Raw genomic sequence first — 14,729 nt, 5'->3', positions numbered from 1 at the left:
ATTCCACGCAGCAGCCCTGAAGGGTGCTCCCGGTTCATCCCTGATGCACCAGAACCAGATGAATCTGCATCCCTTTCTTCCGACGGCCTGGTGAGAGACCCGCCACCATTATATATTATCACACAATTATAGTCCCTCGAGAATTTCTTATTCCACCACGGGGGGACAGATGAAGACCTTGATCCTTGCAGGCGGGAGAGGTACCCGGCTCTTTCCCTTGAGCCGTTCCCATTTCCCGAAACAGTTTCTCCAGTACTTCGAGGGGGAGTCACTCTTCCAGAAAACGCTCAAGCGGGCCCTCCTCTTCTCGGCGCCCGACGAGGTGACCGTGGTCACGAGTGCGGACCACCGGTTCCTGGTCGTGGACCAGATGAAGGGGATCGGCGCCGAGGGCCGGGTGCTCGTCGAGCCAGAAGGCAAAAACACCCTGCCGGCGGTGCTGTACGGGCTGAAAGATCTCGCCGACACGGACGAACCCGTCGCCGTCTTCCCCTCCGACCACCTCGTCGAGACCGACGAGGCCTATGGAGCGGCGATGAAGGTGGCAGAGTGCCTGGCAGACGATTACCTCATCACCTTCGGGGTCACGCCGCGCTCGCCGCAGACCGGATATGGTTATATCAGGCCGGGCGCCCCGCTCGATGGAGGGTACCGGGTCGACGCCTTCGTCGAGAAACCCGACCTCCGGACGGCTGAGCGGTATATCGCCGAGGGGTTTCTCTGGAACTCGGGGATGTTCCTCTTCAACCCACGCCTCTTCCTGGAAGAGTGCCGGCACTGCATGCCCGAAGCCCTCTCCGCCTTTGAAAAACCGACCGAAGAGGCATTCCGCCTCACCCCGGCGATCTCGGTCGACTACGGGGTGATGGAGCGGACGAAGCGGGCGGCAGTCGTCCCGCTCACCTCGGCATGGAGCGACGTGGGGAGTTTCGACGCATTTTATGCCCTTGCCGAGAAAGATCAGAAAGGAAACGTCGTCCACGGCGAACACCTCGGGATCGACGGCGGGGACAACCTCATCGTCTCCGACCGCCTGGTCGCCACCATCGGGGTCTCTGAGATGGCGATCGTCGATACCAGGGACGTCCTGCTGGTCTGCCCGAAGGCCGAGGCACAACGGGTCGGCGAGGTCGTCGGAACCCTGCAGAGGCGGGGGGACGCCCGGTGCGAGAGTCACACCACGGTCTTCAGGCCCTGGGGGTCGTACACGACCCTCGAACGCGGCCCCTCCTTCTCCATCAAGCGGATCACCGTCCTCCCAGGCCGGCGGCTCTCGCTCCAGCTCCACCACCACCGCAGCGAGCACTGGGTGGTGGTGCGGGGCACGGCCCTCGTCTCGAACAACGGAGAACGGTTCTTTGTCCGCTCGGGCGAGAGCACCTTTGTCCCCGCCGGGGTGAAGCACCGGCTCGAGAACCCGGGGCTGATCCCGCTCGAGGTGATCGAGGTCCAGAACGGCGAGCACATCACCGAAAACGACATCGTCAGGTACGACGACGATTTCAAACGCGAGCGGCGACCCGAAAAAAGACCGACAGTGCTATTAAACCATACGATACACTAGGGAGGATCGCATGAGATATGTCGTGACAGGGGGAGCGGGGTTCATCGGCTCCCATATCGCAGAGGCCCTCGCAGGAGAGCACGAGGTCGTGGTCGTCGACGACCTCTCCACCGGCCATCGTGAGAATATTCAGGACTTCGACGTCGAGTTCGTCGAGGGGAGCGTGACCGACCTCCCTCTTCTCCAGGAGATCTTCACAGGTGCCGACGGCGTCTTCCACCAGGCGGCAATCGCCTCGGTCCCCAAATCGGTCGACGACCCTCTCGCCACCCACGCCGTCAACGAGACCGGGACGCTCGACGTCCTCCTCGCGGCCAGGGACGCCGGGGTGAAGAAGGTCGTCTTCGCCTCCTCCTCCGCGGTGTACGGCGAGGAGCCCACCCTCCCGAAACACGAGGGGATGCTCCCGGCCCCGGTCTCCCCGTACGCCATCTCCAAACTGACTGGCGAACACTACGAGGCGGTCTTCTCAAAACTCTTCGGGCTCAAGACGGTGGCACTCAGGTACTTCAACGTCTTCGGGCCGCGCCAGGACCCCTCCTCCCAGTACTCGGGCGTGATCTCCATCTTCACCGACCGGGTCAGGGCGGGCGAGGCGATCACCATCCACGGCGACGGCGGGCAGACCCGCGACTTCGTCTATGTCGCCGACGTCGTCCGGGCCAACCTCCTTGCGATGGAGCGGGACGTGACCGGCGTCTTCAACATCGCACGCGGCCAGCAGACCGACCTCAACACCCTGGCCAGGGGCGTGATGGAGGCAGCCGGGCGCGAGGTGCCGGTGGAGTACGGCCCGGTCCGCCAGGGCGACGTCCGCCACTCGCTCGCGGATATTACCAGGGCCCGCGAGGTGCTCGGGTGGGCACCTGAGTGGACGCTGGTGGACGGACTGGTGGAGACGATGGGATGGGATGCACGGGGGCAGTAGATTCATTCACCTCCGAACACCCGATCCCTGGAAGGTGCAGGCATGCTGCCAGGAGTACCTCAATGAAAGAGGTAATCCTGAGAGAGATAATCAGCACCAGAAAACACACCGCTGTGGAGCATATTGAGGCTCTTCTCCAGGTCTGGGCTGTAGCAAGGCAGTCCAAAATCTGTTCCTGAAGGGGATACCCTCGGTTTGAGAGAGGAGCGATCTCATCTCCTGTCCCTGAGACCATGAAGACGCACTCCCCTCCGGGTTACCGCCTGTGCCGGGAGTTTTCACCCGGTATCGTTTTAATAAACGAGACTACGGTTTGGATGAACGTGACGGTGGGAACCACCACCATCCCGTTTAATGTCACCTCCCATACCATGCCCACGCACCCTACAAGCATAACCTCGTACACTCGTATTGTATATTTCCCAATCCAAATCGAGAACAATCCTATTACATGATATCGGAGCGATAGCACAGATCATATTCTGCTCTATGGCAGGCGCCGATTCAGAATCAGCAACCCTCCGGATCACCTTTTATCGACGCACCTGGACCTCCGATCACCCCTAAAGAATTTCATCCACCATAACCAAACCAGAATAATAACCCAGATCTTCTGACCCAGAAGAGAGCACATTTCTCTTCGCAGTATTTTTCCTATATTCAGGATCCCCAGATCGTACGAATATGTTCGTTCTGCTCCATGTCCCGGCCACATACAAATAATTATATATTGACTTGGCGATGGTTGCTCCACTCATCTCACCATTCGGAGAGGCACCGTGCAGATGCCCACCATAGAGTCCTTCCACAGAAAAGAGGAGGCAAAAGCCATTCATTGGTATTCTACCTTGATGAACACGGCCAGAAGTTCATCTGCTGGTTCCATAGTTTCGACCATGAGAGAGGTACCAGACAATGAGCATATCCCAAAAGTATCTGGACTGATCAGCCGTGCCGCCCACCGAGAGAAGAAAGCGGGTTTCCTTGCTCTCTCCCGCCGGGGGAAACCCCCGGAACCCCCCACAACGAAGATAGGGACGGGGCGGCGGCACGCTCTTGAACGACACCATACTTCAGAAACGTCTTCCCATCACATAGCAAGGCCGGAGAGTTTTGGGATGACCTCAATATCAAAAAAAGTGACAGATGCCAATATTTTTTAAAAAATATAGATTCAGAGGATTTTATCCGCAGAAAGCATTGATATGAAGTATATTATCACGGGGGGGGCAGGATTCATCGGTTCAAATCTAGCCGGGGCACTTTCACAAAATCATGAGGCCACGATCATCGACAACCTCTCCACGGGACGGATAGAAAACATCCAGGACCTCATCGACAGGGAGGACATACGCTTTGTCCAGGGAGACATCAATGACGCCACACTTCTCCTAGATCTCTTCCAGGATGCCGACGGGATCTTCCACCAGGCGGCACTCCCCAGTGTCCAGCGTTCGGTGAAGAACCCGATGGCGACCCATAAGGCAAACGTCACCGGAACCCTGAATGTCCTCCTCGCGGCCCGTGATGCAGGCGTTCGGAAAGTCGTCATGGCCTCCTCTTCCTCAGTCTACGGCAACACCCCGACCCTGCCCAAGCACGAGGGCATGATCCCCCACCCCCTCTCCCCGTACGCCGTCTCAAAGATCGCCGACGAGTACTATGCATCAGTATTTTCCGATCTCTTCGGGGTGCAGACCGTCTGCCTCAGGTACTTCAATGTCTTCGGCCCCAGGCAGGATCCGAACTCTCAGTACGCCGCCGTCATCCCGAACTTCGTGAAGCGGATTTTGAACGACCAACCGCCGATCATCTACGGCGACGGCAAACAGACGCGGGACTTCACTTATATCAAAAACGTCGTGCAGGCGAACATCAGAGCGATGGAGAGCGACGCCCAGGGTGCCTTTAACATCGCCTGCGGCGAGCGGATTGATCTCCTGGAACTCGCGAGCACCATCATGGAGATCGTCGGGAAAGATCTCCAGCCGGTCCACGAGGCCCCCCGCCCCGGTGACGTGCGGGACTCGCTCGCCGACATCTCCCGCGCCCGGGAAGCGTTCGGGTATGCACCAGAGTACGACCTGAAAACAGGACTTATGGAGACGATCGGATGGTTCAGTCATCACTGAAGGACAAGACCGTCTGTGTCGTCGGGCTCGGCTATGTCGGCCTGCCTCTTGCAGAGGCGTTTGCCGGGAAGATCGCCACCATCGGCTACGAGATCGTGGAAGAGAAGGTGCGGCACATCGCGGAGACCACGAAGGCGCCGCTGCACGTGACCTCAGACCCCAACGAGATCAAAAAAGCCGACTTCGTCCTAATCTGTGTTCCGACGCCGGTGAAGAAGACCCGGGAGCCCGACCTCTCTTTTGTCGAGTCCGCGGCCCGCACCGTCGGCCGGCACCTCAAGCCCGGCGCGATCGTCGTTCTCGAGTCTACGGTGTACCCCGGCGTCACCGAAGAAATCGTCGGACCGATCCTCGAGCAGGAGTCAGGCCTTCTCTGCGGGAAAGACTTCAAGGTCGGCTATTCCCCCGAGCGGATCAACCCGGGCGACGATGCCCATGATCTCGCGAAGATCACCAAGATCGTCGCCGGGATGGATGAAGATGCCAGTGCAGTCCTGTCCAAACTCTACAGTCTCGTCACCACCGTGTACCGTGCCCCCGACATCAGGACCGCCGAGGCGGCAAAGGTAATCGAGAACATCCAGCGCGACCTCAACATCGCCCTCATGAACGAACTCTCCATCATCTTCCACAAGATGGGCATCGACACCCCGGAGGTGATCAAGGCGGCGGGCACGAAGTGGAACTTCCACCAGTACCGCCCCGGCCTCGTCGGCGGCCACTGCATCCCGGTCGACCCCTACTACCTCGTCTACAAGGCCCAGGAACTCGGCTACCATCCCCAGGTGATCCTGGCCGGGCGGGCGATCAACGACTCCATGCCAAAACATGTGGCTAACATGGCGATCAAGGAACTGAACCGCGCCGGCAAGGTGATCCGCGACTCGAAGGTGCTCATCATGGGTCTCACCTACAAGGAGAACGTCCCCGACACCAGGGAGAGCCCGGTCACTGAGATGGTCCGCGAGCTCAAAGAGTTCGATGTGGATGTGTATGGATATGATCCGCTCCTCGGGCCCGCGGAGATCGAGGGGTTTGGAGCACGGCCCGCCGCCTCGCTCCAGGGGATCGGCGGCCCGGTGGACTGTATCATCATCAACTCTCCGCATGACGTGTTCGCGTCGCTGACAGTGGAGAAGATCTTCGTGATCTGCAATGGAACGCCGATTATCGTGGATGTGGCCGGGATGTTGTGGAGGAATAATGGAGTGAGGGAGGGATGCCGATATTGTACACTCTAGAAAGATTCCAATTCCTCATAAAAATAAAAGCGTTTCCGATTAGAAACCAACGGTAAAAAATCCAGATTAATAGACAACAGTAGAATGAGCACCTGTTAGTATTATAAGAGATCAGGCTTCCACCCCGGGCATCAAATAAGTAAGGCAGAGATCATGAATTTTAGTTATTTTTTAAATATAATTCAGCATTTTCCCCTGAAAACACTCTATCAATGGTTCAAAGAAGATTCTTTTAAGCTGCTTTTTAAGAATGCCGGCACCCTTCTGAGTGGAAATATGATTGCATGGGTAATGGGATTCTTTACATATGCAATTACCGCTCGGATTCTCGAGTCGACACAGTTTGGCATGCTTGTGCTCATCACGACCTACGTTACCATCGTGGATCAATTATTGAATTTTCAATCATGGCAAGCCCTGATCAAGTATGGAGCTGAAGCGCTGGAAAGAGAAAACCGTAATGAATTCAAGAGCATTGTTAAATTTTGTACACTGCTGGATATATCCACAGCAATTTTCGGGACCTTCGTTGCCGCGGTGTTCGTCTCATGGATTGGTCAATGGCTATCATGGGAGAGCAAAACGGTATCCATGGCTGCACTCTATAGTTTCGTTATCCTGTTCAATATCAGTGGCACTCCTACAGGATTACTCCGGCTATTCAATCGCTTCGGATTATTTGCAGTACAGAACATACTATCGTCATCAATAAAATTCATTGGGATCGTAATTCTATTTTTCACCGGTGCAGACCTCTGGTTCGTTCTTATTCTCTGGATGACAACGACAATTCTGGGCCAATTGTTACTTTTCGTTCTGGGCTGGCGCGAGCTTCATAAACAGGGTTTCTCAGGGATACATAAGGTGACGATCAGAAACATTTCAACGCAGCATCCAGGGATCTGGGGATTTATATTAACAACAAATTTGAACAGTTCTATCAGATTGACCTCTCGTGAGTTTGATACCATGATTGTTGGAGGCGTTATAGGAGTCGAAAGCGCAGGATTATATAAAATTGCAAAACAAATTGCCGCGATTCCTGCCATGATTTCGGATCCGTTATATCAAGCGATCTATCCCGATCTCTCAAGGTTATGGACAAGAGGGGATGTTAAACGGTTCAGCCAACTCATGGTCCGATCAGGGTTTGTTGCAGGAGGGGGAGCAGCAATAATCTGGGTAATTTTTATTCTCTTTGGATCCTTCTTTATCCAGCTTGTCTTTGGAGCAGAGTATATTGCTGCTCAGCCTGTGCTTATCTGGTATATGTTCGCGATGGTTATCGCCATTTATGGTTTTCCGTTATCGCCGGCGATGTTATCGATGGGTCGACCAAAAACGACATTTTGGGTGCACCTTTCGAGTACAATTGTGTATTTCCCATTGTTGTTTCTATTTCTCGAATCGATGGGGTTGATTGGTGCAGGCGTTGCGTATGTGTGCTATTATCTTTTATGGACATCTTTGATGATAGGTTTCGAGCATACCTTTTTGAAAGAAAAGATGGTGTATAGCACAAACTAAGGAGGGGAGCTGGGGGTGACTTTTGTGTACCAGATCAGGGGACAACCGTCTCATCAAGGGTCAATTCTCAGGAGATTCAGCGATGAGTATGGATCCGGTTCAGATTAATCAATATCTCTGGTGTGGGTTTCTCCCTCCCAGGGAATTTCCTGCCTGGGTATCCGGCTGCATGACCCCGGAATCCATAGGCAGAGAATATTCCCTCCGCGAGGCGGCAGAAAGGTTTGACATTCTCTTCGATGCTCTTGTCGAACTGGCCCCATCAGGACGCCATATCATCCCTCTCAGCGGTGGTTGGGACAGTCGTGCTATCCTTGGCGCATTGCTGGAACGTATTGATTCAGATCAGATAACAACCGTCACCTTCGGCGTGCCAGGTCATCTGGATTATGATCTGGGCAAGATAGTCGCCGACCTGGCAGGCGTGAACCATCATACACTCGACTTGAGATCTATTGATTTTACCTGGGAGACTCTCAGAGAGTCAGTTCTCGCATCACCATGGGCACCTGTGCCTGATGTAATGTTCAACTCTTTCTGTCGAAATCTGGTTTCCAGCACATCCGATACTATCTGGAGCGGATTTCTGGGAGATGCACTCACCGGTCTTCAGCCCTCTGATATGTCGATGACCTATGACGAAAAAACAAAAAAGTTTTCAGAAAAATTACGGAGATCAAAGTCACAACAGATACATGCAATTGATTTCAATCCCGATGAAGTATGCCGGAGTCCACAAAATCTCCCGGCAAATATCATAGATCATGAAAAAATTCAGAGATCATGGCACGTCTATTGTGTTGCATTTTCTGAAGCACCGATAGTCACCCCTACAGAAAAATGGGATGACTGGGGGGCTCTCATCGGCAAAGAGAGAAACGGTGCCCGAGTGATTGCTCCTTTTGCAGACAGTGCCTGGGGAGGGTACTGGCTCGCTGCACCACGCAAAGTACGCAAAGGGCAGAATCTCTATGTTGAGATGCTCAATCTGAAGTTCCCCAAACTCTTCTCACTGCCAGGAAAGATAAATTATGGGACCAGGTGGAGCCATGGCGTGCATGCAATGATACAAAAGTGGGTGTACATATTCCGTTCACAGATGCAGGCGCGAGCCCCGCAGTTTGGGATCAGATCGTCACTCATGGCAAACTACCTCGACTACAACGAGATGTTCCGCAACCGGGAGGACTATCAAGCGACGCTTGGAACTGCGTTTGAGTACCTAAGGGATAATCAGGTTGTGCCATGGCTGGACCTGGATATGCTCTGGGAGGAGCATATGCGACGGAGAAAGGATCACGGGGATGCGTTTTGTGTGTTGCTCGGGCTGGCAGCAAATTGTGTTGAGAACCCATTGGAGTGAGTGGGAGTGCGGGCATGAACATTGTGTATATTGCCACCTCGACCATCCCATCTCGCACGGCAAGCAGTATTCATGTTATGAAGATGTGCCAGGCATTTGCTCAAAATGGGCACGAGGTCACATTGATCGTTCCCGACAGGAAGATCGATCGTGAACCGGGTGTTGAAGATGTGTTCTCCTTTTACGGTGTGGAAAAATGTTTTGAAATTCTGTATCTTCCTCTCCTCCCAGTCAAAGGGAAAGGAATTATCTCTGGTATTCTTGCAGGAGGAAAAATAAGAAGAATGCAACCAGATATCATATATGGAAGAGATCTTCCGGGTTGTTTTTTCGCTTCCTTACTGGACCTACCAGTGGTATTTGAATCCCATGCTCCGATAGAAAATTATTTTTATTCACGGATGTTTCGAAATCTTATCGCAAAGCCTGTGTTTCAGAAACTTGTTGTTATTACCCACGCATTAAAGGAGTATTATTCTAAGAGGGATCCTATTCTATCAGAGAATATTATTGTCGCTCCTGATGGAGCAGATCCCGTGCCAGAAGATAGAAGGCCGATATTGTTGCTTAACAAGGAGAATAAATTACAGGTCGGCTATGTTGGTCACCTCTATAAGGGCAAAGGAATGGAGGTGATCTCGAACCTCGTACGCCAGTGTGATTGGGCTGATTTTCATATCGTGGGGGGGGCTGAGAAAGATATCTCGTACTGGAGGAAGAAAACCAAAGATCAGCAGAATATTTTCTTTTACGGCTTTTTACCTCATGCCAAAACAGTCGAGTACATCCTTGCCTTTGACGTCACTCTGGTTCCAAACCAGAAACACGTCTCGACCTGTATTACAGATGAGGATATCGGGAAATGGACCTCTCCTTTGAAAATATTTGAGTACATGGCTGCGGGAAAAGCTATCATCTGTTCGGATCTCCCGGTTTTACGAGAAGTGCTGGAGAACGGACATAATGCTCTATTGTGCGATCCAGATGACATTAATTCGTGGAAAGAGGCGTTAACGTTCTTATCCGAAAGAGAAGATGTACGTATCCAACTCGGTGAGAATGCAAAGAATGATTTTATTCGCAAGTACTCATGGTATTCTCGGGCAGAAAAAATACTCAACGAAATGAAACCGTAATCAAAATTTCATTTTGGGCTGCGTAGAATTCAGCATGAGGCGATATCATGCTTCAAGCATACGCGACGAAAATTTCTCGTCGCTTGCTCTCTCTTTTCAAGACAGAAGAATCGGTGGAACCCTCACTCAATTGCCACCCCCACCCATCTTCTGTCCGTGGGGGGTCCGGCGGGCAACGTCCCCCGGCTCGAGGCGGCAGAGAATATCCGAAGATTTTGGGTGGTACTTCGGATCATTGCGTCTTCTAATCGCACGTTTTGAACATTCGCCTCCCTCCCTCACTCGCGCCGGGGGCGCTGCCCTCGGAACCCCACGATGAAGATTGGGCCGGGAAGGCACAGCCAATGGACATGAAGAGGGAGTTGCGATAGCAGTCTCGTCCTACCTTGACGCAGAGGATTCGGAGGGTGGCCATCCCCCCACAGAGATAGCCATTTTGAGTATTCCTACGGAGTTGGATATGCTCTATTATCGATGTTGAGTTTATCGGTATAAACCGTGATTGCAGAATTATCATATATCTTATAGAAGTCTAAATTTGACAAATATATGTCGACATCCGGGAATATAGAATTTGACAGGAGGCTTTTTCTCTGGATTTCATCTAAATAGAGATTTCTCACTACCTTGACTGATCCGTCATGCCTGAACCTCCCTGTAAAATACGATATATCCAGCATCTGTAGCCGTTCACCATTGATATTATAGAGATTCATATATACGCTGCTGCTCGGATTTACGCAGTACGTTACATCCGAAGAGATCAATCCTATTGACCTGGCCCCAACAAAGTCACTACCTGCCATTTCAGATTGCGTATAATAAAGGGATGTTGCTGAGACCGGAGTTAGTTCGTTGTTGTCAAGACCGACAAACATGCCTGTAAATGTTAGAAAACTCAAGGCTACTATGAATCCAGAGATAAAGAAACATTGGGACTCTGGTTTCTTACATATCCATGTCCCCAAAAAGAGAACAGTGAGCGCTAATGGAACACTTAAAAGGATCTCACCGAAATAAAACCAGCGCTCCTCAATCAGTGTACCACCGGAAATATTAAAGAAAAATGCAATGAAAACTGGAGTTACAGAGATTAATGCCATCAAGAAAGTAGATTTGTTCCCTCTTCGGGAAATCATAAAAAGCACACCCACCAATGACAACCCTAAAAAGGCATATAATCCAATTAAATTATAAACATGCTCAATAAATGGGACATTTGCTTCATAGAGCCGATATTCAGGAAATCGCACAAAATATTCAGCACTAAATCCCACCTGCACAAGATCGACTAAAGTTTCCAGAGCAATAGAAGAATAGATCCACCACGCAAGCATCCCCATCATAAAACTGACCAGGATCGCGGATTTAATAACAGAGATAATTTGTTGATGAAAAAAACAGTGAAACAGATCGATACTCCAGATGAGAAGAAGAAGAAGAGCCATGAATATGGCTACAATTGAATGTGTTAAAATAATAGTAATCATCTGGGTTAACAATAGAATAAAAAAAATAGCCCCATTTTTTCCTTCCGTCTTAGATAAAATTAGATATAGTGCAATGAATACAAATATCGCACCAAAACCATTGGGAATAAATAGGTAACTCATGAGAATATGATGACTTGCAATACCTACGAGTAAAGCAGAGAACAATCCTATCCTATAGTTTTTAAAGATGTAATTGGAAATGAGAAAAATAAATACAATATTACAGACGATCTGTCCAAAACTCACCGATGCCATCGCGGCATATTTATAGGTAAGGCCCGTGACCAGCGAAGTGATGGCAACCATAAGATGAAAAAATGGAAGTTTTTCATAGCCCGAATAAATAGAATCATCGGGAATAGCATGATCATGCAGTATCAAATTCGTGAAACCCATATGGAACCAGGGATCCTTGCCAACAAGTTCGGGAACGATAAATAAGAGAGACCACCCGATACTCACTCCGAGTAGCAGGATCTGAATTAGAATCAAGTTTGTATGCCGCCGATCGGCGGTTAATATTTCACATGCGATTACACCGGCAATAAGAGATGTTACTACAAAATAGAGAAGAGGACGCTCATACATAGATGGGCGAAAGTAAATTGAAATGATGCTCAGGCCGTACAAAAGAAAAAAAGCTGTACACCACAAGGAGAAGCTGGATCGTACTCCCGGCACTTGAAACTCAAATGAAGCGCTATCCCTCATTGCCAACCAGATAAGACAAGAGGTTATGGTCAGAACACCCAGCGTGAAGAATCCTGCTCTCCCATAAATTCCTCCAAAAATGATCATAAACAATGATACTATAATGCCAAATATTGCCGCGAACGTATCGATATTATATCGGAGTGACAATGTTTTCTGCCACACCTCTATACCCCCTCGATCACTTCCTTCCACCTGGCGACCACATGCTCAAACGTGAAATTCTCCATCACAAATCGCTTCCCATTCTCTGCGATCTGCTCCAACGCCGGTGAGCTCAATGCCCTCAACACATTCTCCTCAATGCACTCGGGGGAGTTGTCCTCCATGATGAATCCTGTCTCCCCGTCTACGACGACATCCGGTATCGCCCCTACCGGCGTTGCAAGCACCGGTATTCCGCAGGCCATGGCCTCAAGCATGATGTTGGGGAGCCCTTCGGAGTATGACGGAAGTACGAGGAGGCGCAGTTGATTCAGGTATTCTGGAAGGTCTTCATGAGAGATCCATCCGGCGAGGTCAACACGGTTGGTGAGTCCATTTTCTTGCAAGGAGCTCTCAATCGCCTCTTTCAATTTCCCCTCCCCACCGATGAGCACGCTGAGGTTCTGCCGGTTGCTGAGAATAGCAGGGAGAGCCCGGGCAAAGTTCTGGACACCTTTTTCCACACTTAACCGACCAATGTATCCAATGAGGAGCGGGCGATCGGAGAGAGGAGTGACGGCAGCAAATTTTTCAAAGTTAACGGAGTGGTGACAGACAATATGGATTTTTTCACTGTAATTTTTGAGATTACAGGCGGAAATTAGGGCGGGAGAATATAAGCCGATATTGTCTACAATAGTATAACCAAGCATAAATATCATGGTCATCGGCTTTAACAACGGATCATTATTCGATCTTGCGATATTCAACGCATTTCCATCAATAAATATAATCAGAGGTATCCGAGTTATTTTTGTCAACATGATTGGCAAAATCATTAATTCTCCACCAATCAAAATCCAGATATCAACTTTTTTTGATAGTTTTGTCATGAGAAAAGTCGTCTTCAGTTGAATCATAGCATGATTATAGATTCTAATGATCTTATTGGGGTTGTAATTATAGCGAATTAGTCGAACGTGGGGTTTTTCTAACTTTTTTGCAACCTCGCCTCCTACGTTCCCCGTTATAACATAGACTTGATCTGCAAGGCAACTGATTATCCTTGCCAGATTATACAATGGAGTTACATGAGTTTTATTTTGCGGAAAAGTGATTATGCCAATGTTCAATCTGTTCATTACAGATATCCCCACATGGAGGCGGATGTTCCAAAGGCGTAACTCATTTCGATCCCTTGAATTGATTTATTAAACTCTCCTAGCGAGATATTTATGATAAATCAAAACGAGAGAGACAAATTATTTTCCACCGTTTCCCCCTCGTTAAATTTTTCTCATTACATCAATATACAATTTCAAAGTCTCATCAGCAACACTATCCCAGCGGAAGTCCTGCACCTTTTTCCCCGCATACCCTCCCATATCATTTCGGAAATCAATATTTTTTATCAAATATATAATTTTTGATGCAAGATCATTCTCATTCTCTTTTTCGGTAAAAACACCATTATAACCATCTTTTACAACAGAGCGAAAAACCTCAAGGTCACTCACAACAAGGGGCAAACCATAAGCCGAAGCCTCCAGCAATACTATGCCAAATCCTTCTGATCGTGACGGGAGGACAAAAATATCAGATGCCGAATAGCACAACTTTTTAGTGTCGTCATCAACGAAACCCATGAATGCGATCTGATCCAGGATGCCGTACTCTTCTGCCAGAGTCTCTAATTCATTTCGATAATATCCATCCCCAACAAAGAGTAATCGGCTATCAGGACAATCTCTCAAAACAAGACGCATCGCCTTAACAAGAACATCCGGGGCCTTCCTTGGAGTGAGACTCCCAACAAAGAGTACAATCTTCTCTTCCTGTGGCAAATGTAAGATGTCCCTGCTCTCTCTTTTCGAATACTTTCGCTGATAGTCTTCGAGGATTATGCCGTTGGGGATACTCTGAACTTTCTCCTTTATTCTCTTCAGGTGGGTTGATCTCTCGATATAATACTCAGACGGGGTAATGACAACATCAGCCTGAGAAAGGATATGATCTACAACAAAAGTATTCAGAAACCATACCGCCGTTCTCCTGAGCAAGCCACCGTACCCCCCGGTCATATCCTCATGATAGGTTATAACAAAAGGAACTCTCCGTCTCTTAGTATACAGAGCTCCTCCAAGAGAAGCAATAGGGTTCCCGATATGGGCATGAACAATATCCAGGTCAAGATCAAAAATAAAACCCGAATAGAGATAATCCAATACAACAGGGGATGAACTTACTTTAAAATGGGGCTTATATCTCACAACAGTTACATTCTCATGCTTTTCTACTGAAGTTTCTTCTCCCATAGCAGCGGTGGTAAAAACATAGATTTCATGTCCCTTTTTCGACATCTGCAGGAGGAGGTTGTAGACAACATTACCGATGCCTCCACTAAAACGGGCATTATTAGCTTCTCTAATATTATTCTCATCCAAACTGCAATGATATGGAAATATTTCAGTAAAAAACCCGATTCTCATG

Annotated in this window: 10 protein-coding genes; 7 read left to right on the top strand and 3 right to left on the bottom strand. The window is 49.7% G+C overall.

What is annotated here, in order from left to right; translation table 11 throughout:
* The first annotated feature begins 169 nt into the window (after window positions 1-169).
* From E2N92_RS10850 to E2N92_RS10820, 7 genes are all read left to right on the top strand, one after another.
* Entirely contained in the window at window positions 170-1,564 is a 1,395-nt protein-coding gene (locus tag E2N92_RS10850; RefSeq protein ID WP_220681177.1) for a mannose-1-phosphate guanylyltransferase/mannose-6-phosphate isomerase, read from the top strand.
* A gap of 10 nt (window positions 1,565-1,574) precedes the next feature.
* Window positions 1,575-2,492: an SDR family oxidoreductase gene (locus E2N92_RS10845; protein WP_220681176.1), complete on the top strand. Its 918-nt coding sequence runs from the start codon at window positions 1,575-1,577 to the stop codon at window positions 2,490-2,492.
* Window positions 2,493-3,697: 1,205 nt separating this feature from the next.
* A complete protein-coding gene (locus E2N92_RS10840; RefSeq protein ID WP_220681175.1) occupies window positions 3,698-4,624 on the top strand; it encodes an SDR family oxidoreductase in 927 nt (308 codons plus the stop codon).
* Window positions 4,606-5,865: a nucleotide sugar dehydrogenase gene (locus E2N92_RS10835; RefSeq protein ID WP_220681174.1), complete on the top strand. Its 1,260-nt coding sequence runs from the start codon at window positions 4,606-4,608 to the stop codon at window positions 5,863-5,865. The genes E2N92_RS10840 and E2N92_RS10835 overlap by 19 nt, the downstream gene beginning before the upstream one ends.
* Window positions 5,866-6,018: 153 nt before the next feature.
* On the top strand, window positions 6,019-7,392 hold the full coding sequence (locus E2N92_RS10830; RefSeq protein ID WP_220681173.1) for a lipopolysaccharide biosynthesis protein: 1,374 nt from the start codon (window positions 6,019-6,021) through the stop codon (window positions 7,390-7,392).
* 82 nt (window positions 7,393-7,474) lie between these two features.
* On the top strand, window positions 7,475-8,755 hold the full coding sequence (locus E2N92_RS10825; protein ID WP_220681172.1) for an asparagine synthetase B family protein: 1,281 nt from the start codon (window positions 7,475-7,477) through the stop codon (window positions 8,753-8,755).
* 14 nt (window positions 8,756-8,769) lie between these two features.
* Window positions 8,770-9,891 carry a glycosyltransferase family 4 protein gene (locus E2N92_RS10820; RefSeq protein WP_220681171.1) on the top strand — a complete coding sequence of 374 codons (1,122 nt, stop codon included), beginning with the start codon at window positions 8,770-8,772 and terminating at the stop codon, window positions 9,889-9,891.
* Between the two features lie 446 nt (window positions 9,892-10,337).
* On the opposite strand, the gene E2N92_RS10815 is transcribed toward E2N92_RS10820, so the two are convergent.
* From E2N92_RS10815 to E2N92_RS10805, 3 genes are all read right to left on the bottom strand, one after another.
* Window positions 10,338-12,290 (bottom strand): hypothetical protein, encoded by a 1,953-nt coding sequence (locus E2N92_RS10815; RefSeq protein ID WP_220681170.1) that lies wholly within the window; start codon window positions 12,288-12,290, stop codon window positions 10,338-10,340.
* Window positions 12,263-13,381 carry a glycosyltransferase family 4 protein gene (locus tag E2N92_RS10810; protein WP_220681169.1) on the bottom strand — a complete coding sequence of 373 codons (1,119 nt, stop codon included), beginning with the start codon at window positions 13,379-13,381 and terminating at the stop codon, window positions 12,263-12,265. The genes E2N92_RS10815 and E2N92_RS10810 overlap by 28 nt, the downstream gene beginning before the upstream one ends.
* Window positions 13,382-13,525: 144 nt before the next feature.
* Entirely contained in the window at window positions 13,526-14,728 is a 1,203-nt protein-coding gene (locus E2N92_RS10805) for a glycosyltransferase family 4 protein (RefSeq protein ID WP_220681168.1), read from the bottom strand.
* Window position 14,729: the final 1 nt, after the last annotated feature.

It is taken from the genome of Methanofollis formosanus (assembly GCF_019633745.1).
Taxonomy (GTDB): Archaea; Halobacteriota; Methanomicrobia; order Methanomicrobiales; family Methanofollaceae; genus Methanofollis; species Methanofollis formosanus.
Note: the sequence above shows the minus strand (reverse complement) of the source record. Positions and strands in the feature narration are given on the sequence as shown.